General features: G+C 69.5%; 13 protein-coding genes and 1 pseudogene. 10 read left to right on the top strand and 4 right to left on the bottom strand.

Annotation, left to right across the window (positions count from 1 at the left end; translation table 11 throughout):
* The first annotated feature begins 148 nt into the window (after positions 1–148).
* Positions 149–1,267, top strand: coding sequence for a hypothetical protein (locus AB0I66_RS11075; protein ID WP_363207469.1), 1,119 nt, complete (start codon positions 149–151; stop codon positions 1,265–1,267).
* A gap of 794 nt (positions 1,268–2,061) precedes the next feature.
* On the opposite strand, the gene AB0I66_RS11070 is transcribed toward AB0I66_RS11075, so the two are convergent.
* Positions 2,062–3,693: an AraC family transcriptional regulator gene (locus AB0I66_RS11070; RefSeq protein ID WP_363207468.1), complete on the bottom strand. Its 1,632-nt coding sequence runs from the start codon at positions 3,691–3,693 to the stop codon at positions 2,062–2,064.
* 168 nt (positions 3,694–3,861) lie between these two features.
* Here AB0I66_RS11070 and AB0I66_RS11065 point away from each other — a divergent pair, with 168 nt between their 5' ends.
* The 8 genes and pseudogenes from AB0I66_RS11065 to AB0I66_RS11030 all read left to right on the top strand — a co-directional run bounded on the left by AB0I66_RS11065 (position 3,862) and on the right by AB0I66_RS11030 (position 14,087).
* Positions 3,862–5,772, top strand: coding sequence for a siderophore-interacting protein (locus AB0I66_RS11065; protein WP_363207467.1), 1,911 nt, complete (start codon positions 3,862–3,864; stop codon positions 5,770–5,772).
* A gap of 63 nt (positions 5,773–5,835) precedes the next feature.
* A complete protein-coding gene (locus tag AB0I66_RS11060; protein WP_363207466.1) occupies positions 5,836–6,828 on the top strand; it encodes an ABC transporter substrate-binding protein in 993 nt (330 codons plus the stop codon).
* Positions 6,829–6,839: 11 nt separating this feature from the next.
* Positions 6,840–7,889, top strand: coding sequence for an iron chelate uptake ABC transporter family permease subunit (locus tag AB0I66_RS11055; RefSeq protein WP_363207465.1), 1,050 nt, complete (start codon positions 6,840–6,842; stop codon positions 7,887–7,889).
* A gap of 17 nt (positions 7,890–7,906) precedes the next feature.
* Positions 7,907–8,965, top strand: coding sequence for an iron chelate uptake ABC transporter family permease subunit (locus tag AB0I66_RS11050; protein WP_363207464.1), 1,059 nt, complete (start codon positions 7,907–7,909; stop codon positions 8,963–8,965).
* Positions 8,962–9,171, top strand: a pseudogene (locus tag AB0I66_RS11045) (ABC transporter ATP-binding protein); the annotation flags it as partial. The gene AB0I66_RS11050 and the pseudogene AB0I66_RS11045, both read left to right, overlap by 4 nt.
* Positions 9,172–9,331: 160 nt before the next feature.
* Positions 9,332–10,528 (top strand): alpha/beta hydrolase-fold protein, encoded by a 1,197-nt coding sequence (locus AB0I66_RS11040; protein ID WP_363207463.1) that lies wholly within the window; start codon positions 9,332–9,334, stop codon positions 10,526–10,528.
* On the top strand, positions 10,525–12,309 hold the full coding sequence (locus tag AB0I66_RS11035) for an ABC transporter ATP-binding protein (RefSeq protein WP_363207462.1): 1,785 nt from the start codon (positions 10,525–10,527) through the stop codon (positions 12,307–12,309). The genes AB0I66_RS11040 and AB0I66_RS11035 overlap by 4 nt, the downstream gene beginning before the upstream one ends.
* Complete coding sequence (locus tag AB0I66_RS11030) at positions 12,306–14,087, top strand: ABC transporter ATP-binding protein (protein ID WP_363207461.1); 1,782 nt, start codon at positions 12,306–12,308, stop codon at positions 14,085–14,087. Before AB0I66_RS11035 ends, AB0I66_RS11030 begins: the two co-directional genes overlap by 4 nt.
* A gap of 168 nt (positions 14,088–14,255) precedes the next feature.
* On the opposite strand, the gene AB0I66_RS11025 is transcribed toward AB0I66_RS11030, so the two are convergent.
* Both AB0I66_RS11025 and AB0I66_RS11020 read right to left on the bottom strand, forming a co-directional pair.
* A complete protein-coding gene (locus AB0I66_RS11025; protein WP_363207460.1) occupies positions 14,256–15,962 on the bottom strand; it encodes an alpha-amylase family glycosyl hydrolase in 1,707 nt (568 codons plus the stop codon).
* A gap of 126 nt (positions 15,963–16,088) precedes the next feature.
* Positions 16,089–16,973 (bottom strand): glycosyl hydrolase, encoded by an 885-nt coding sequence (locus tag AB0I66_RS11020; protein ID WP_363207459.1) that lies wholly within the window; start codon positions 16,971–16,973, stop codon positions 16,089–16,091.
* Positions 16,974–17,355: 382 nt separating this feature from the next.
* Between AB0I66_RS11020 and AB0I66_RS11015 the strand changes: the two genes are divergently transcribed.
* Positions 17,356–18,444 (top strand): hypothetical protein, encoded by a 1,089-nt coding sequence (locus tag AB0I66_RS11015; protein WP_363207458.1) that lies wholly within the window; start codon positions 17,356–17,358, stop codon positions 18,442–18,444.
* A gap of 40 nt (positions 18,445–18,484) precedes the next feature.
* On the opposite strand, the gene AB0I66_RS11010 is transcribed toward AB0I66_RS11015, so the two are convergent.
* Positions 18,485–19,780: a citrate:proton symporter gene (locus tag AB0I66_RS11010; RefSeq protein ID WP_363207457.1), complete on the bottom strand. Its 1,296-nt coding sequence runs from the start codon at positions 19,778–19,780 to the stop codon at positions 18,485–18,487.
* Positions 19,781–20,090: the final 310 nt, after the last annotated feature.

The raw sequence follows: 20,090 nt of genomic DNA, 5'->3' as shown, positions 1-20,090 counted from the left end.
GCCTACGGCGCGGCATGAACCCGCCACACGAGACTCGGCGGGCGGGACCAGGTCTCGGGGTCCGGCCAACCCACGGCCCAGGCCGGCGGGGAACTCCGCCTCCGGGAAGCCCTCCGCTCTTGAAACTGAGGCGAACGCCACGCCCAGAGTGCATGCGGCGGCGAAGCAGCCTAAGAAGACCCTCGGCGAGCAGCTCATTGATGATGTCCTGGCCGCTGGCGGAATCCTCGTCACCAAAGAGGCGTACGGGCCAGGAGCTTCCAACTGGTCGGCCCGGATCAGGTCGGCGCAGCGATGCGGCAAGCTGCCCGCAGGGCAGGAACTGGTGCATCGTTGGCGGGCCGGTGGCCGCGAGATCACCATCCAGAACATTCCGGCGTGGAAGCTGGCGGTCCTGGACCCGATTCCGGTTCCGGAGCGACTCCACAAGCCACATGCTGTCGTAGCTGCACTTCGGGCCGGGGAACCCGCTCTGGGCCTGAGCAGGTCGGTACAGCCGCGAGCGCTACGCCTCGTACAAGCCATGGTTGCCGAGGCGGAGCGCCGAGAGCTCCAGGTTCAGCTCACCGCTGACGGCCGCCGAGGGCACTACTCACGCCGCCGGGATGCAAGCCTCTTCACTATCACGGCCCAAGGTCAGCCTTGCGGTGTCTCTCTCGGGCAGGAGCAGGACAGAACGGAGCATGTGCCGACGGCCAAGGAACTCGCTGATGCCCAGCAGTTCTCCTGGGTCAGGATCCCCAAGTATGACTACGCGCTCTCCGACCGTCTCACCATCACGCTGAGCGGTGGAGCCACCCATCGGCAGTCGGCATGGAAAGACATGCCGGATCATCCGTTGGAAGAACAATTGCCGGAGATTTTGCAGGAAGTTGACCTGCGCGGACTGGCTGCCGAACGAAAACGGGCGGAGGAAGCCGAGCAGGCGCGGCTCAAGCGCCTGCAATGGGAAGAGGCAGTGCGGCAGGCCCGGGTCGATTACGCCGAGGCATTCCGCGTCCGTGTGCTGGAACAGCAGGAAAAGGCATGGCAGCAGGCCAGACGACTTTCTACCTTCCTAGCTACAGCACGCGCACGGATCGAAGCCATGACAGCTGGCGCAGAACGTACCGAAGCTGAGGCGTGGCTGTCCTGGGCGTCCGATCACGTACGTTCAATCGATCCACTTAGTCGGGCCCTTCGAATTCCCACGGCGCCCGAGCCGCGGCACAGCGACCTGGAGCCCTTCCTGCACGGGTGGAGCCCGTACGGGCCTCAAAGCCGCTGAATGCCCTTTCGAATCGAGGGGCCTGGAGTCCATCACGCAGACGTGGGAAGGCGTAATGCTCTGTCGAGGTGGCGAGCAACTGAGTGGGGGAGGTACTGCTGGGGCGGTGTTCCCACTGCTGATGCTCTAGAGGATCGCTGGGGTGCGAGTGGCCGAGGGCTGTCCGGGCGATCGGAGTATCAACGTCCTCACCGGCAGGCGCTCGTCAGTCAGCGTGAGGCATGGTGCCGCGAACGGTGCGCAAGCGAGACTGGGGGACGCGCAATGGACGTGAACGTGTGCCAAGGGCTGGTCGCCTCTGGCGATCGCATTGCCGGAGAGGCGAATTGACACCTCGAGCGGACGCCTACGGTCATACGCGACTTCGAGTTGCTCCCCAGAGCATCCAACTGCGTGGCTCAGGCTAGTAGTTCCGCAGGTTGCATTATGGTTTCTGTAGAAGGCCCTCTACGGCGGGCTATCGTTTTCAGTCCTTGGTCGGGAGCGACCGCGCCGCTGGGGGTCAAGGGGTCGCAGGTTCAAATCCTGTCGTCCCGACTAGTTCGAACATTCGAACGTCGCAGCTGAAGGGCCGTTTTCGAACGGCCCTTTTTCTGTTGCTCCCGCGTGACCCCATACCTGTTTGCTCTCACTCGGGCGGCTGCGCACATATTCGCTTTCAGTGGTCGAGGCGACCTGTCCGGCCGGATCGCCGGATCGCCGGATCGTCGAGCCAGAGGTCAACCTGGGTTTCCAGGGCTTTGATGTGTTCCTGCGGCTCCGAACGCCTCGGCGTAGATGGCGCGAACGTCCTCTCAGTGGCCGTCCGCCACCTCGCGTTCCTGGTACTCGCGCGGGGAGAGCCCGTGGAAGCGGGAGAAGGCGGCGCTGAACGTGGGGAGGTGGGCGTATCCGATCCGGCGTGCGACGGCGCTGGGCGGGGCTCCCCCGGCGAGCAGGTCGCGGGCGATGCGCATGCGGGCGGCATAGCGCCAGCGGCCGAATGTCATTCCCGTCTCGTCGCGGAAGGCACGGTGGATCTCGGCGCCGACATCGGCATCATGCGTCCCGCCAGGTTCGCCGATACGACGCAGGCACTCCATCGCGACAGCACGCGCGCGCGGATCGGTGGGCATCGGCACCGACAGCGCTCGCTGCGCGGCGACTTGTTCCGCGAACAGGTCGAGGATGTGGCGGGGGTCGTGGTCGTCGGGGCGCAGTGCGGACCGGGCGCTGATCGAGCAGAACATCAAGTAGTCGTCCCACGCGGGCGAGAACCGCACCTGCAGCGGTGCGGTCAGGTGGAGGTCGGCGGTACTCGCGTTGCCCAGCGGCAGGGAGACGGAGTTCTCGCGGAGACCGGTGACATGCTCCCTGTCCGCCGGGATCCAGGTCGCCACGCCTCGCTCCCGCTCGTAGTGCTGGTCGCCGATGTCCAGGTAACCGCTGCCTCGGTACATCCAGCTGAGGACGTGGATGTCGTTGGTGTGTGACGGCGTGCTGGCCGCGGGCAGGGTCTCGGGCGCGGCGGGAGTGCCCGTCTCGCGCAGCATTCGGATCAGGTCGTCGGTCTGCTGTGCCGCCGTCGCCCGTTGCGTCAGTCCACCGGCGCCCGGCCGGGCGGACAGTCCCCGTCCGAACTCGTGGGGGGTCAGTCCGAACTGTCCCTTGAAGGCCCGTGTGAGGCCGTTGCGGCTGGCGAAGCCCACCAGGGCGACCACCTGGTCCACGTCGTAACCGGCGACGAGGAACTCCACGGCGGCACCGAGCCGGCAGAGCAGCCGCCATCGCTCGAACGTGAGGCCGGTGTCGGCGAGGAAGTCACGGCGAAGGGTGCGCTGGCTGCAGAGCACCCGCGATGCCCACCGCTCGACCGTGAGATCGAGCCCGGGGTCGCGCATCAGCTCCTCGGCGACCGCTCTGGCGCCGCGGGCTCGCGGCATCGCCGGGGAGGTGAACCGCGCTGGGCCTGCCTCCCTCCCGACCCCGGCCCCGACCCCGCCCCCGACCACGGCGGGCGCCGGCGGGCGCGAGCCGGGACGCCGGAGGAGCTCCTCGATCGCCTCGGGGGAGTACCCGCGGCCGCTGAACGGAGTGACCTGCAGGTTGAAGAGCTGGATCAACCAGTCCTGCCAGCCGCTGGGAACGTCGAATCGCGTCAGTTCCGACACCCCTCGGGTGCCGACGCCTGCGTGGGGACACAGCGGGAAGGCGACCGTGCCCGGCTCGGTGGTGATCGCCCGCTCCGCCCGCCCGTCCGCGGGAATCCAGGCGCCTTCGCCGGCCCTGAGGTGGAGCAACGGGCCATCGTCGAGGCGCACGTGTGCCGTGCCGGTGCGCACCCAGAGCAGCAGCGGTCGAACGGGCGCGTCCGCCTCACTCCACCGCGCGCCCGGAATCGGCGGAGGGCAACCGGAACCCGCGGCGAATGATGAGGGCAGGGACATGTCCTAACCGTACGGCAGTCTGCGCACGCATTCCGAGGTAAGGTTCCCCTAACCTTACCTGTGCGCGCCCTACTGACACCGGCACGCGGCTCCTTCCCTCGAAGCACGCGGCTCCTTCCCTCGAAGCGGGCGGCTCCTTCCCTTGAAGCGATGAGAACGGTTTCCCGCATGCCCAAGACCTCGCGCCGGCTCACCGTGCACCCGCCGACCCTGCGTGAGGTCGAGGTGGTCCGGGTCGTCGACCTCACCCCCGGAATGCGGCGGGTCACGCTGAGCGGGGAACAGCTGCGCGCCTTCACCACCGAGGCCGGCTTCGCGCGGCCGGCCTTCGAGTCCGAGGGCTTCGACGACGACCTCGGGCTCTACTTCCCCTACCCCGGTCAGCGCGACCCGGTGCTCCCGGTCCAGGGCGAGGCCAAGTTGACCGTGCCCAAGGATCCCCGACCGCTGTCGCGGGCCTACACGGTCCGCCGGTGGGACCCCGAGGCGGGCGAGCTGGACGTGGACTTCGTCAGGCACGGGGTGGGCGCGGGAACGACGTGGGCCTACCGTGCCCGGCCGGGTGACCGGATCCACCTCAGCGGCCCGAGCACGTCGAAGGCGTTCCCGGTCGGCGCCGACTGGTGGCTCGTGGCAGGCGACGACACCGCGCTCCCCGCGATCGGCCGCCTGCTCGACGAGCTTCCGTCCGACGCCCGGGCGCAGGTGTTCATCGAGATCGCCGAGGAAGCCCAGCGCCAGGAGCTGCGTGAGCTGCCCGGGGTGGACGTGACGTGGCTGGTCCGCCCCGGAGCGACGGCCGGAGCGACAGTCGGGGCCGCCTCGCCGCTCACCGACTCCGTCCGCGGTACGCGGTGGTGGCCGGGCCAGGCGTTCGCGTGGCTGGCCGGCGAGCACACGGCCGTCCGGGACATCCGCCGGCACCTCGTCGAGGACCGGGGTGTGCCCAAGGAGGACATCGACTTCGCCGGCTACTGGCGTCGCTCCTCGGTCGTCGCCCTGGAGACCGACGGGGCGATACCCGACCCGGAGAAGACGATCACCCCGTTCCAGAAGCTCCACGACCTCACCGAGCTCGTCGCGCCGCTCGCGATCCGCACCGCCGTCGAACTGGGCGTTCCGGATCTGCTCTCCCGCGGCGTGACCAGCGTGACCGAGCTGGCCGCCAAGGCCGGCGCCGACGAGCGCGCCACCGGCAAGCTGCTGCGCTACCTGCACACCCTCGACGTGGTGACCGAGACGGAACCGTCGCACTACGCCCTGACGCCGGTCGGCGACGTCCTCACCCTCGACTTCATCAACGACAGGCTCCACTCCGCCGGGGTGGTCGGTCGCGAGATGCTCGCCATCCACGGACTCACGGAGTCGGTCCGCACCGGCCGGTCCTCCTACGCCTCGGTCACCGGCCAGACCTTCGCCGACGTACGGGCCGAGCAGGACTACGAGGACCGTCACCTGGAGCGCCTGGCGAAGTTCCAGCCCGCACTGGCCGGACCGATCGCCACGTCAGGCCTGCTCGCCGGAGTCCGGCATCTGGTGATCCACTCCGGTGGTGCCGGTGCTCACGCCCGTGAGTACGTCGCGGCCCACGAGACCCTGCGCGTGACGATCTGCGCCCTGCCCGCCCAGGCCGACTGGCTGCGCCGCGACCTGCCCGCCACGATTCCCGACGAGCCGCAGCGCTCGCGGGTCTGCGTGCTCGAGCAATCCGTCTTCGAGCCCAGCCCGGCAGCCGACGCCGTGCTGATCAGCCGCGCCTTCAAGACCCTGCCCGACGCAGACGCCGCTCACGCCCTGCGCCGGGCAGCCGAGAACCTCACCCCCGGCGGACGAGTGCTGCTGATCGAGGAGGTCTTCGACACCGACGACCTCGACGACCTCGACGAGCACGACGGCGAGGCAGACCTGCTCGGCCTGGTCTGCCACGGCTCCGGCCTTCGCACCGCGGCTGAGCTGGACGCCGTCATCGCCCGGGCCGGCCTCACGCGCCGATCGGCGCACACCGTCGGCCTGGGCACCACCGTCCACGAACTCGTCCGCTCCACTGCTGGACAGCTCGTCCGCTCCACCGCTGACTGATCCCCTCCACCCAGGCACCCAGGGCAATCCCGCCCCCTGGGAAGAACAGAAAGACACACCACCATGAGCAGCATCCCTTTGACGAGACGCGGCACCGCCCTTGCCGCCGCGCTGATCAGCACGTCGCTCTTCCTCACCGCCTGCGGCGGTGACGGCGGCGACACCGGTGACACCGGCGACAAGGCCTCGGCGACCCGCAGCGTCAAGGCCGAGAACGGCACCGTCAAGATTCCCGCCGCCCCCAAGCGGGTCGTCACGATCGGCAACACGAACCTCCCCTTCATCGACCTGGGCGGCAAGCCGGTGGGCGTCACCGAGGTGTCCGACTCCGAACTCGCCGTGCTGCCGGACGAACAGAAGTCCGCATACGAGGCAGCCGAGGTCGTCGGCAGCGACGGGGGAGAGGTGGACCTCGAGAAGCTCGCCGGCCTCAAGCCGGACCTCATCCTGGTCCAGTTCCACTCGAAGGACTGGGACAAGGTCGGCAAGCGACTCGAGTCCATCGCCCCGACCGTGCTCTGGGGGCTCGACACCGAGTGGAAGAGCTTCGCCGGCGAGATCGCGGAGGCCGGCAACGTCACGGACGCGCTCAGCCGGCAGACCGCGGAGTTCAAGAAGAAGGTCGCCAAGATCCAGAAGAACTACCGCAAGACCGTCGACGGCACCTCGTTCGTCGACATCTCCCGCGGAGACTGGAGCGATCCCGGAACGTTCTACATCGCGGACATCGGCTGCTCCGAGATCGCCAGGGACGACATCGGCCTCGACCTGCCCGAGGCAGCCGAGGGCAAGGACCCCCTGGCCTACGATTCCCTGCCGTTCGAGCAGCTCAGCGGGCTGTCCAAGTACGACGTCATCACCTACCCCGTCGACGCCGAGGGCCGGCCGACCAAGCCCTTCGTTCCGGTGACCAAGACCAACACCTGGAAGACGCTGCCCGCCGTGCGCTCCGATCGCGCTCTGGGAGTCTTCTGCCCCGGCAACAACTCCTACGGGCCCGTCCTGCAGTACCTGGACTCGCTCGACCGTGCTCTGGCGACGCTCTCTTCGAAGTAAAAGCATCAGCGATGACCCTGACACCCCTGAGACGACTCGGCACGGCCCTTGCCCCGCCCAAGGTCTCGCATCGACGCCGCCGCGTCATCGGCCTTGTCGCGGCCCTCGCCGTGCTGACCGTGCTGATGGTGCTCAGCGTGATGGTCGGCTCCAAAGCGATACCGGCCCCGGTGATCTGGGACGCACTGGTCAACCCGCCTTCCACCCCTGATCAGTTCGCGATCCGCGACTTCCGGCTGCCGCGCACGATCGTGGGTCTGGTCGTCGGCGTCGCACTCGGACTGTCGGGCGCGCTGATCCAGGCGCTCACCCGCAACCCGCTGGCCGATCCGGGTGTCCTCGGCGTCCATGCCGGTGCGTCCTTCGCGGTGACGGTCGCCGTGGGCCTGCTCGGCGTCCGCGAATCACAGGGCTACATGTGGTTCGCGTTCGCCGGGGCACTGATCGTCACGCTCCTGGTGCTCGCCCTCGGCTCGACACGGCAGGCCTCCTCGCCGGTGGTCATGGTGCTCGCCGGGGTCTGCGTCGGCGCCGTGCTCGGCGGCGCCAGGGAAGCTCTCCAGTTGACCGACCCGGACGCTTTCGACGCCATGCGCAACTGGAACGCCGGGTCGATCGCGGGCCGCCCCCTCGAAGTCGTATGGCCGGTCCTGCCGTTCTTCGCGGTGGCACTCGTCCTGGCCTTCGCGATGGCGGGCCCGCTCAACGCGCTGGCCCTGGGTGACGAGCTGGCGGTCGCCCAAGGGGTCCGGTTGACACGCACCCGTGTGCTCGCGGTGATCGCACTCGCCCTCCTGGCCGGTGGCGCCACCGCGATCGCCGGACCCATCGGCTTCGTCGGACTCATGGTGCCGCACGTGGCCCGCTGGATCGTCGGCCCGGACCAACGCTGGATCTTCGCCTACAGCGCCCTCCTCGCCCCGAGCCTGCTGCTGGTCTCCGACATCCTCGGCCGCGTCGTGATGAGACCCGGCGAGATCCCCGTGGGCATCGTCACCGCCTTCGTCGGCGCTCCCGTCCTCGTCGCGCTGGTGCGGCGGAAGAAGGCGAGCGGACTGTGAACACTCACCTTTCGCGCGTGAACACACACCTTTCGCGCGTGCACTTCGGGCGGCGGGTGCTGGTGCTGCGGCACCGGCGATTCGCGGTTCGGCTCCAGTGGCGCTCGGTCGTCGTCTGCACGCTGCTCGCGGTCGCGATCGCCGGTACGGCGGTGCTCGCGCTGATGACCGGCTCGTACGCGCTGAGTCCCGGGCAGGTGCTCTCCGCACTGACCGGCCGGGAAACCGGCTTCGTCCACGAGATCGTGGTCGAGTGGCGGCTGCCCAGGGTGGTCGCGGCGCTGGTGTTCGGCGCGGCTCTGGGCGTGAGCGGGGCGGTCTTCCAGGCACTGTTGCGCAACCCTCTCGCCGACCCCGGCATCATCGGGCTCTCCCACGGCTCCTACAGCGGCGCGCTGTTCGTGATCCTGGTCGTCAACGGCACCTACGCGCAGCTGGTCGGCGGGGCGTTGCTGGGCGGGATGGCCACCGCCGTGGCCGTGTACGTGCTCGCCTACCGGCGAGGGGTGCAGGGGTTCCGGCTGATCGTCGTCGGCATCGGTGTCTCGGCGATGCTCGCGTCGCTCAACACCTGGCTGATCCTCAAGGCCGACCTGGACCAGGCGATGTCCGCGGCCGCGTGGGGTGCCGGGTCACTCAACGGCGTGTCCTGGAACCAGGTCGCCATCGGCGGCTCCTGCATCGCCGTACTCCTGCTGCTTGCCGGGATGTTGAGCCGGCCGATGCGGCAGCTGCAGCTGGGTGACGACGCGGCCGCCTCGCAAGGGGTACGGGTCTCGCCCACACGCTTCGGCCTGATCCTGGTGGGAGTGGCGCTGACGGCGACGGTCACGGCCGCGTCGGGTCCGATCGCGTTCATCTCCCTGGTCGCACCCCAGATCGCACGCCGACTCGCCCGCACCGCCGGGATCACCCTCGTACCCGCCGCCTTTGTCGGGGCGCTGCTGTGCCTGGCATCGGACTACCTCGCCCAGCACGTCGCCCCCACCCCGCTGCCGGTCGGCATCATCACCGTCGTGCTCGGCGGCGGATACCTCGGATACCTGCTGTTCACCGAAGCAAGGAGACGCCTGTGAGCGCAATCTCGACCGGCACCGCGCGTCTGAGCGTGCAGTCGGCGACGATCGGCTACGACAAGCGGATCATCTCCGATCATCTCTCGGTGGCGATCCCCGACGAATCGTTCACGGTGATCGTCGGCCCGAACGCATGCGGCAAGTCCACCTTGCTGCGCGGCCTTTCCCGACCTCTGAAGCCGTCGGCCGGGCAGATCGTCCTCGAGGTCGTCACGGCCGAGCTGGTCGAGGAGGTGTTCGGTCTGCGCTGCCTGGTGATGCGCGATCCGGTGTCCGGCAGCCCCGAGGTGGTCCCGCTCGGCCGCGAACGAACCCGGCACAGGCCCGCCGACAACACCGATGCCACCGATGTAGAGAGCGCGATACATGTCTGATCCGGCTGTCGAGAAGCTGTCGACCGGTGAGTGGAGCCTGGAGAGGTTCAGACGGCATCTCCAGGAGACAGGCACACCGCTTGTCGAGCGGGTCTCCGCGGACGAGGTGGAAGTGACTTTCGTCGACGAGCCCGGAGACGACACCACGGTCGCCCTCTCGGTGGTGATCGGCCCCAGAATCGGCTTCAACCTGATCGACAAGGAGTTCGCCCCGGTCGCGGGGACGCCTTTCCGTGTCCTGACCCTGCGGATGCGTTCCGACCTGCGCTTCTCGTATGTGTTCGTACGACGTGGGCCGACGGGGGAGGGGGACCAGTTTCCGGACCCGTTCAACCCGCCGCCGAGGTTCTCGGAGTGCTCGGTGGAGCGGTTCTCCGGGGCTTCGGTGGCAGTGCTGCCCGACGCGGTGCCGTTGCCCTGGCTCGACCAGGCCGAAGCGCGGCCGGCCCCGGCAGCGGAACCTGCCGTGCCGGGGAGTGAGTTCATGGGAGACGGACGACGCGTCTGGGTCTCGATGCCCCCGGGAGAGTTCTCGGACGAGAGCGCATTGCCCTTCGTGATCCACCTGGACGGGACACCGGACCACAGCGCTCCGAGCGTTCGTGACGCCCTGGTCCGGGCGGGACTCATCCGCCCCTGCGTGGTGGTCCTCGTCGAGCAACCTGCCGTGCGGCGCGACAAGGAGCTGCTCTGCAACCCGGCGTTCTCCCGGACGCTGGTCGAAGAACTGCTGCCGTGGCTCCACCACCGGTATTCGCTCTCGCGCGACCCCGCCGACATCGCGCTGGCCGGCGAGAGCTTCGGCGGTCTGTGCGCCGGCTGGACAGCGCTCCACCACCCGACGACCTTCGGCAACGCCATCCTCCAGTCCCCGTCGTGCGGTTACCACCCCGAGCTCAGGTGGGGCACCGGGGCGGCTGAGCTGCTGCACCGCACCCCCGTACCGACACTGATCGCCGACTTCCTGGCCGAGGCGACGGCGCCGATCCGTATCTTCCACGACGTGGGTGAGCTGGAGAGCTCGCTCACCCACAGCCGCTTGCTCGACCAGGTGCTCACCGGCAAGGGCTACGACACCCTCTACCGGGAGTTCGCCGGCGGACACGACTACGCATGGTGGCGAGGGCTCTTCGCCGATGCCCTGCTCTGGTGCTTCCCGCTCAGGAGCAGGGACGGGAGCCAGGCGTGAGCAGCTCTTCGCGTTTCTCGGGCGCCGACACCGCAGGACTGGGGCGAGGACCTCTGACCCGCCGGCTGCCCGTGCTGCTGCAGGCTCCTCCCGAACCGATCGAGGCTCCTCCGTTCGAGGCCGGGGCGGGGGTCACGCCGGGTCGGTTCCTGCTGCGGGTGATCTTCTCGGTGAAGCGGGTCACCGTTCCGGCGATGCTGCTCGCGGTCGTGTGGCAGGTCGGCGAGTCGGCGGTCCCCGTGGTGATGGGGGTGGCCATCGACCGGGCGCTGGCGACCGGGAACGCGGGACAGCTGGTGCTGTGGCTCGGCGTGCTGGTGGGCCTGTACGTCGCGTTGACGGTGGCGGCGAAGTTGGCGAACCGACTGACCTCGTACGCGGTGCAGCTGCTGCAGCACCGGCTCCGGAGCACCCTCTCGACCACCGTGCTGCATCCGGCCGGTGGCGCGGCCCGGGCGCCGGACGGCAGCGTCGTCTCGATGATGACCAGCGATGTCGCCCGCCTGGCCAACGGGGTGATCCTGGTGATCCTGCCGGTCTCCAGGATCGCGGCCATCGGGTTCATCGCCGTGTCGCTGCTGACGACGCACTGGCTGCTCGGGCTCGTGGTGCTCCTTGGAGCACCGGCCGCGGTGTGGCTGATGGGCGTGCTCAGCGAGCGGCTCTCCCGGGACACCCGCGCCTACCAGGAGCTCTTGGCCTCCACCGTCGGGCGGGCCACCGATCTGGTCGCCGGCTACCGGGTGGTCAAGGGCATCCGCGCCGAGGCCGAGGCGACCAGGAGGTACCGGCAGGCGAGCCAGGAGACCCTCGTCGGAGCCAAGCGCAATGCGGGGCTGCTCGGGAGGTTCCTCGCGGGCTCGGGTGCGGTCAGCGGCACGTTCGTCGCCGCGGTGATGGGTCTTGCGGGCTGGTTCGCCGTGGACGGGCGGTTGAGCATCGGCGAGCTGATCGCCGCCGTCGGTCTGACCCAGGCGCTGCTGCCGCAGATCCAGTCGATCGCGAGCGCCTCCATCCCCAACCTCGCCGGAGCTCGCGCCGCGTCCGCGCGTGTCATCGACGTGCTGCGCGGCAACGACAGCACGGGCCCCGCGCCGGACGACAGGACATCGGCAGAGCCGGCGCAGCTGCCGGTCGTGGAGGTGTCCACCCCAGGGGCGACGATCCGTGTGTACCCCGGAGAGCTCGTGGGAGTGCGCGCCGACGACCGGACCGCCGCCCGCATCGCCCGGGCTCTGCTCGACCCGCGGGCCGGCGGCGAAATGGAGGCGCGGCTCGACGGACTTCCGGCGCGAGAGCTGACCGCGCAGGAGTACCGCTCCCGCGTCACTGTCGCCCCGCACCGGGCCACACTGTTCAGCGGAACGATCCGCGACAACCTCACCGCCGGCGCCGGCGGTGAGGTTGTCGCGCCCGAACTGGTCGATGCCGCGGTGCGAGCCGCGGCGTGCGACGACTTCGCCGCCGATCTCGACCTCCCGGTCGGCGAGGACGGCAACCGCCTCTCCGGCGGCCAGCGCCAGCGGATCGCGCTCGCCCGCGCACTGGCGAGCGATGCGCAGGTACTCGTGCTGCACGACCCGACCACGGCGGTGGACCCGGTGACCGAGCACGCGATCGCGCTGCGTCTGCGCGGCGCCCGCGCGGGCCGATCGACGCTGTTGATCGCCTCGTCCCCGGTGCTGCTCGGACGCTGCGACCGCGTCGTCGACCTGTCCGAGGACGTACCCAAGGCACTCAAGGCACCCAAGGCACCCATTCACGGAAGGACGGTGGGATGAGCGCGGCATCCGCTACGACCGGGCACGCGCTGCCCGTCGCGGGCGGCCGGGCGACGGCCAGGGAGGTCCGGCGGCTCAGCCGCGGACACCGGCTCCGGCTCGCTGCCGTCGGCGTGGTCGGGATCGTCAGCACCGCCGTCGACCTGATCCCGCCGGTGGCGATCGGATACCTCGTCGACCGGGTGCAGACGGGCACCGCCGATCTCGGCACCGTCCTGACGGTCACGGCCGTCATGGCGCTCTCGGGCATCCTCGGCGCCGCGGGCACCGCGGTGGCGATCGTGCTCGCCACCCGCATCTACCACACCGTCCTCGCCGCGCTGCGCGAGCGGCTCGTGAGCCGCGCCATGCTGCTGCCGCAGCACCTCGTCGAGCGCGCCGGTACCGGGGACCTGATATCCCGGACCAGCGACGACGTCACCGCCGTCGCCGATGCCGCCCCCGCGGTGATTCCCGCGCTCACCGTCACCGCGTTCACCATCGTCGTGTCGCTGGGCGGGCTCGCGGCGCTGGAATGGCCCTATGCGGCCGCGTTCGCCGTCGTACTGCCCGTCTACGCACTCGCCATGCGGTGGTACTTGCGCACCGGGCCCCGGGTGTACCGGGCCGAACGTGCGGCGATGAGCGGGCGTGCCCAGCAGATCCTCGAGTCCCAGCGCGGATACGCCACCGTGCTCGGCTTCGGGCTCGCCGAGCGACGCCATCGCGCCGTGATGTCGGACTCCTGGGACGTCGCGGTGCAGTCGCTGCGGGCACGCACCGTGCAGAGCATGCTCAACGCCCGGCTCAACCTGGGCGAATGCCTGAGCCTGGCCGCCGTGCTCGTCGTCGGGTTCGTCCTCGTCGACCGCGGATCCTCGACCGTCGGCGGTGCCACCACCGCCATGCTGCTCGTGCTGCGCCTGCTGGGACCGGTCAACCAACTGCTGTTCGTCATCGACACCCTCCAGTCGGCCCTCGCCTCGCTGAGCCGCATGATCGGAGTCGTCACGATCCCGACGGTGGACGCGGGCGGCGCGACGACAAGGCCGGCGGACCCGGTGGATTCCGCGGAGCCGGACACGACAGCCGCCGCCGTCCGGCTCCGCGAGGTCGCGTTCCGCTACGCCGACGGTCCACTCGTGCTCGACGCCATCGGCCTCGACATCCCGGCGGGTCAGCACCTCGCGATCGTCGGCCCGTCCGGGGCAGGGAAGACCACGCTCGCCGCCGTGATCGCGGGCGTTCACCGGCCTGACGCCGGGACAGTGACCCGTCCCAGCCGCACCGCGGTGATCACCCAGGAAGTGCACGTGTTCGCCGGGACGTTGCGAGCGAACCTCAGGCTCGCCGCCCCCGACGCCACTGACCGCGAAGTCCGGGCCGCGCTCGAAACCACCGGCGCGGACGACCTGCTGGACCTGTCGGCGGAGGGACTCGACACGGTGGTCGGCACCGGGGGACATCCGCTCACCGAGGCACAGGCGCAACAGCTTGCTCTCGCCCGTTTGCTCCTGGCCGAGCCGGAGTTGGCGGTCCTCGACGAAGCCACCGCCGAGGCCGGTTCCGCCCACGCCGAGCGGCTCGACCGCGCCGCGGAAGCGGTCCTGGCCGGCCGGACCGGCATTGTCATCGCACACCGGCTTTCCCAGGCCGCTACGTGCGACCGGATCGTGGTCATGGACGCCGGCCGCGTCATCGAGACCGGCACCCACGACGAACTCCTCGCCGCCGACGGCACATACGCCCGACTGTGGGCGGTGTGGCAAGCCGGGCAGCACATCAGCGCGAACAGGTGAGGGTGGCGTCACGTGGCCTCTCATCGGCTCGGATGAGTGTTGTTCGGGCAGGGGCGTTGACGAGGTACGGGCCTGGCGGCGCTGGGTGCGCGGCACCCCCGTCAGAACGGGGCTGGATCCGTCATGTCCTGCCGGGCACCTGGGTCCCTGATCAGTGGGCCGAAGCCCTCAGTGGTCGGGCTCGGCCCCCGTCTGCACCCAAGCCGTCGTCCACGGTGGGAGTTCGTCGTTCGTCAGTGGGGCGGAGGTGAGGAGGATTTCGCCCTGCGGCAGGGGGGCGGGGGTGGGGGAGAGGTTGCTGATGTTGTGCCAGCCGTTGGGGCGGGTGAAATGTAGTAGTCCTTGGCTCGTTTGCTGGTGCGTGGCGGTCCACTTCAGGGTTTCGTCCGTGGCCAGTGTGCGGCGTAGGCGCAGAGCCTCGCGGTACAGCTCCAAGAACGAGCCCTTGTCGCCGGTTTGTGCTTCTGCCGCGTAGCTACCCCAATCCGCCGGTTGCGGCAGCCATGAGCCGGCGGGGCCGAAACCGTAGCTCGTGCCCTCGCGGGTCCATGGCAGCGGGACCCGGCAGCCGTCGCGGCCCTTGACTCGGCCGGCGCTGCGTACCCACATCGGGTCCCGCAGGTCCTCGCGGTGCAGGTCGGCCACCTCGGGCAGGCCCAGTTCCTCGCCCTGATAGACGTACGCCGATCCGGGCAGCGCCAGCATCAGCAGTGCGGCGGCACGCGCCTTGCGCTCGCCCGTCGGCAGGTCCGGGGACGGGTCCTTGCCGTCGGTCAGCAGCCATGCCTCGATGTCGCGCTTGGTGGGGGCGCCGGGCAGGGCGTAGCGCGAGACGTGACGCACCACGTCGTGGTTGGAGAGCACCCACGTGCTGGTCGCCCCCGCGCGACCGGCGTCGGCGAGCGCGGAGGCAATGGTCTTTTGCAGCTCCGTCGCGTCGAGCGGGGCGCCGAGGAAGTCGAAGTTGAACGCCTGGCCAAGGCCGTCCGCCGAGGCGTAGGCCGTGCGCCGCGAAGCACGCACCCACGCCTCGGCGACGGCGAAGCGCGGCGGGTCGTACGCGTCGAAGACCTGTCGCCAGCCGCGGTAGATCTCGTGCACCGCGTCGCGGTCCCACAGCGGGTGGCTGCCGTCGACCGGGAGGGCATTGGGCTGGTAGCTCTGCTGCTCGCCCAGGTCGCGCAGCGGCGCGCGCAAGTCCTTGGCGAGGCCGTGCGCGACGTCGACGCGGAAACCGGCGACGCCCCGGTCGGACCAGAACCGCAGGGTCTCGTGGAAGTCCTCGCGGACCTCGGGGTTGTCCCAGTTGAAGTCCGGCTGCTGGGGGGCGTAGAGGTGCAGGTACCACTGGCCGTCCGGGACTCGGGTCCAGGCGGGGCCGCCGAAGCTCGACGGCCAGTCGGTGGGCGGCAGTTCACCGCCCTGTCCCCTGCCTTCGCGGAAGACGTAGCGCTCGCGGGCAGGTGAGCCGGGTGCGGCCGCGAGCGCCTCCTGGAACCAGACGTGCTGGTCGGAGGAGTGGTTGGGGACGATGTCGACCATGATCTTCAGGCCGAGCCGATCGGCCGCGCCGACCATCTCGTCGAAGTCGTCGAGGGTGCCCAGGCGAGGGTCGACGTTGCGGTAGTCGGCTACGTCGTAACCTCCGTCGGCGAGTTGCGAGGGGTAGAACGGGCTCAGCCAGACCGCGTCGACGCCGAGGTCGGCGAGGTAGGGCAGACGCGAGGTGACGCCGGGGATGTAACCGATGCCGTCCCCGTCGGAGTCGGCGAAGCTGCGCGGGTAGATCTGGTAGATCACGGCCTGCCGCCACCAGTTGGCGAACCGGGAGCGGCATGTGATCCTGCCGGTGGAACTGGTCCCGCGCGGCAGCACCGGCCCGGTGCCGGGCCTGGTACCGGAGCCGGGGCCAGGGTCGGCGCCTCTGCCGGGACCGAATCCGAACCCGAATCCGAACCCGAATCCGGAACCGAACCCGTCCGCCCCCCATCAGACGGATCTCTAGCCGCCGAAGCGGAGTTTGTACTGCGCCTTGCCCTTGGGGTAGTCGTCCAGCGTGCCGCCGCCCCAGTCGAAGTCGAAGTACGCCTGGTACGTCGAGTCCTTCACCAGATCGGCCATGCGGTCGATGAAGTAAGGGGAGTCGCCGCCCATGTAGGCGTCGCCCCTCCCGTAAAGGCCCCATTCGGGGTAGGACTTGGGCTTTTGGTGTGCAGCGGCGAATTTCTTGAATTCGTTCACGCCCATGGGGGTGGTGAGGGTGTGGTTCCATCGCTGGGCGGGCGTCGCGTCCGGGTGCTCCCACCACACGTCGTAGATGTTCAGACCCACGATGTCGACGTACGAGTCGCCGGGGTACAGGGTCTCGAATGACGTGACCTTGCCCGAGGTGCCGACGGCCATGTTGTAGTCGAAGCGGAAATGCGTCCCGGTCTGGGAGCGCATGAGGGTGACCACCCTGCGGAACATTTCCCGGTAGGCCGCCGGGTCGTCCGTTCCCTGCCAGGCGCCGATGGTCTTGTTGTTGCCCTCGTATCCGAGGCGGACGACGGAGTCGGCGAGGCCGTTCCTGACCAGCAGGTCGGCGAGGTCGCGGAACTGGCCGTCGTACTTGCCGGCGAGCCCGTCCTTGAAGTTTCCGCCCTTGGGCAGCATCGGCAGCCCGAGCACGAACTGCCGGCCGTCCTCGGCCTTCTTCCAGTCACCCCAGTACTTGGCCGCGTACTGATTCCAGCCGTCGTTCTCCGACGGGTCCAGATAATCCGTGGCATCCATCTGCGACCGCCCGAGCCACGTCCGTGAATCGTTCACGGCATCCGTCTTGCCCGGCCCGGCATAGACACCCAGACGAGAGGGGACGGCGGCACCCTCGGAAGGCATGGCCATGGTCGCGAGGATAACCCCGGCCGCGGCGAAGATCGTCGCCAGATTCCGCGTCGCCAGTCTCCGCGTCGCCAGTTTCCGCGTTGCGAGTTTCCGCTTCAATTCTCATCCTTCTCGACCCTGGCCCCCAGTTCCGGGACATTGTGGGAAGGGCCGTGCGCGAAGGCAATGAGAAGACTTACTAGGCGCATTCGTAGGGTGGGCGGGAAGTGGGCGGTTCACCCGCCCGTCTCCCGCGTGGGTCGCTGCTATCGAGCGTCGTTGGAGCCGGGCGCGGCATGGCGCATCTCACGCGGAATGGTGCCGACCGGAGTTGTGTGATGATACGCGGATGTTGGCCGGCCCTGGGGAGAGGCCGGGCGTATCGAAGGGGCGGGGACGCGGCGTGGGCAAGGACGGGTCCATATCGGACGAGGAGTGGGCGCGCTTCCTGCGGGACGCGGAGGCCGGCACTGGGAGCGCTCCCGAGGAGCCGTCGGCGCGGGCCCGCATGGTGGCGCGGCGGTTGCGGGAGGAGCCCGGGCCGGAGGGGTGGCGGACCCATCAACCGCCCCGGCGGCGACGGGGCAAGGGCTGGTACGTGGTCGGTCTGGTCGCGGTCGCACTGGTTCTGGCGGTGGCGGTCGCGCCGGGAAGCCTGACGGGGTGGTTCGGAGGTGGTGGCGGGGATGATGCCCCGCCGGCCGCCGCGGAGTCGGCACGTCCGAGTACGGCACCGGCGACGGAGGCTGCGGCCGAACAACCCACCCTTGACGAGCCGTTCAGAGGGTCGCCCGCGGCGCGGTGGCATGACGGGGCGACAGGCATTCATCTGCCCGATGCACGGGCGACGGGCTGGATGAGCCGCGAACAGGTCGCACAGACCCTCGAGCGGTCCCGGGACTTCCTTGTGGCGTCCAGCCTCGACCGAGGGGTCTTGCGCGGGGCGCGGCCCGCCAAGGCGATCGCACTCATCAATCCACATCAGGCCGACACCAAGGAATTCCTGTCCGTCGCGTTCAGCGCGCCCAGCAAGGAAAACGATCCGCTGCTGATGTTCAGCCGGTTCGAGAAGTCGAAGGTGCGACTCGTCGGGGACGTGGTCAAGACGCGGGGCCGGATCACCTTCGAAGAAGGCAAGCGTGGCGCGGTCGAGGTGACCGCCGATGTCACCTATGTCTACCCGGTCGTGAGCGCCGAGGCGGGCAGCGAGGAAGTCGTACGTACCATCGTGCGCCGCGAGACCGTCATGAGCTGGGACGACCCGGCGAAGGTGATCACCAAGAAGGGGACGTTCTCCTTCGTCTCCTACAAGGTCGACACCACCAACGGCGGCTGCGACACCTACACCGGCTACCTCACCCCTGAGTTTGGTGCCGACCGCGTCGCCCCGGACGCGCACGAGGGCCCCGAGGTCGACCCGTATGACCGCAGCGAGTCGATGGCAGCGCGTATGCGCGACAGATCGGAGTGCGGCACTGCCTCACGGTCGTGAGGCAGTGCGGTTCCGTCGCGCGCCTCGCGGCGCCCCGCGCTCAAGCGATGGTGATCGCCCCGGTGATGAGTGCGAAGACGATGTAGGCGAGGGAGACCGGGACGCCCCAGCGCAGGGCCACCTTCTGGAAGTCGCCGAGGTCTGCCTTGACCAGGCCGAGCAGGACCCACAGGGGTGCGGAGGTGGGGCCCATGCTGTGGAGGATCTGGCCGATGGCTCCGGCGCGGGCGATCTCGTTGGCGTGGATTCCGTAGTGGCTCGCGGATTCGGCCAGGACGGGGACGACACCGAACCAGTAGGCGTCGTTCGACATGAAGAATCCGAGGGGGAGTGCGAGGAGGGCGGTGAAGAGCGGGACGACGTTGCCCCAGCCGTCCGGCACGAGGGAGAGCGCGCTGTTGGCCATCGCCTTGATCATCCCGGCGTCCGTCATGATTCCGGTGAAGATGCCGGCGGCGAGGACGAGCATCATGACGGGCACGGCGTTGGCTGCCTGGCGCTTGATGAGTTCCTGCTGCTCCTCGATGGTGCGGATGTTGAGGAGCAGGGCGATGACGAAGGCGACCATGAACAGGACGACGAGGTCGGCGACCTCAAGGATGAGCAGCACCATCAAAAGCGCGGTGAGGGCGGCGTTGGCCCAGATGCGCCAAGTGATCTCGACCTTGGGGATGGCCTCGCCGGAGGCGATCTCCAGCTGGTAGGCGTTCAGCTTCTCCGGGTCGATGGTGCGGCGCTCTCGTAGGCCGAGCCAGTAGGCGACGGCGATGATGGCCAGGCTGGTCAGCACCATGGGGCCGATCATGTGGACGAAGTAGTCGCTCGCGTTGAGATGCAGCGCGCTGATGCCGCGCGTGGCCGCGCCGCCCCAGGGTGTGGTGCCGGAGATGGTGCCCAGCGCCATGGTGGCGAGGGCTGCCAGGATCAGCGGATTGATGCCGAGGCGGCGGTAGATCGGCAGGAACGCGGAGCAGACGATCATGTAGCTGGTCGTGCCGTCCCCGTCGAGGGCGACCGCGAGGGAGAGCACCGCGGTGCCGACCACGATGCGCATCGGGTCGCCCTTGGAGGCGCGGATGATGAACGCCGATATCGGGTCGAAGAGCTTGGCCTCCATCATCAGGCCGAAGTAGAGGACGGCGAAGAGGAGCAGGGCCGCGGTGGGGGCGACGGTCTCCAGGCCGTTCATGATCATGTCGCCGATCTTGGTGCCTTTGCCGGCGATGACCGCGGCGACGATCGGCGTGACCATGATGGCGGTGAACGCGGAGAGGTGCTTGCGCATCACGAGCAGCATGAAGCTGCCCAGTGTGGCGAAGCCGAGGACGGCGAGCATCGTTGCTCCTTGGGGCAGGGCGTGAGACCGCCGTCGGTGGCGGCCGGGGCGCGGGTCAGCGGGGCAGGCGACTGCCCCGCGCTCCCCGGGGCGGCGCGGGGTGCGGGGCGCTCATGGGCGGTGCGGCTCCTGTGGTGGGTGTGTCCCGGGGCGTGGCCGATGGCTGTGCGGGTGCCCCGGGCGGTGCCGCACGTGTGCGGCGCGGTCGGGCGGCAGGGCTGATGAACGGGCGTGCCGGGAGAGCGGGCCTGCGGGGCGGCTCGGATTTCGTACGGGCACGTCCGGCTGCGGACGACCGGTTTACCGGTTG

This window comes from Streptomyces sp. NPDC050439, from assembly GCF_040655335.1.
Taxonomy (GTDB): Bacteria; Actinomycetota; Actinomycetes; order Streptomycetales; family Streptomycetaceae; genus Streptomyces.
This window is presented reverse-complemented; position numbering and strand designations above follow the sequence as displayed.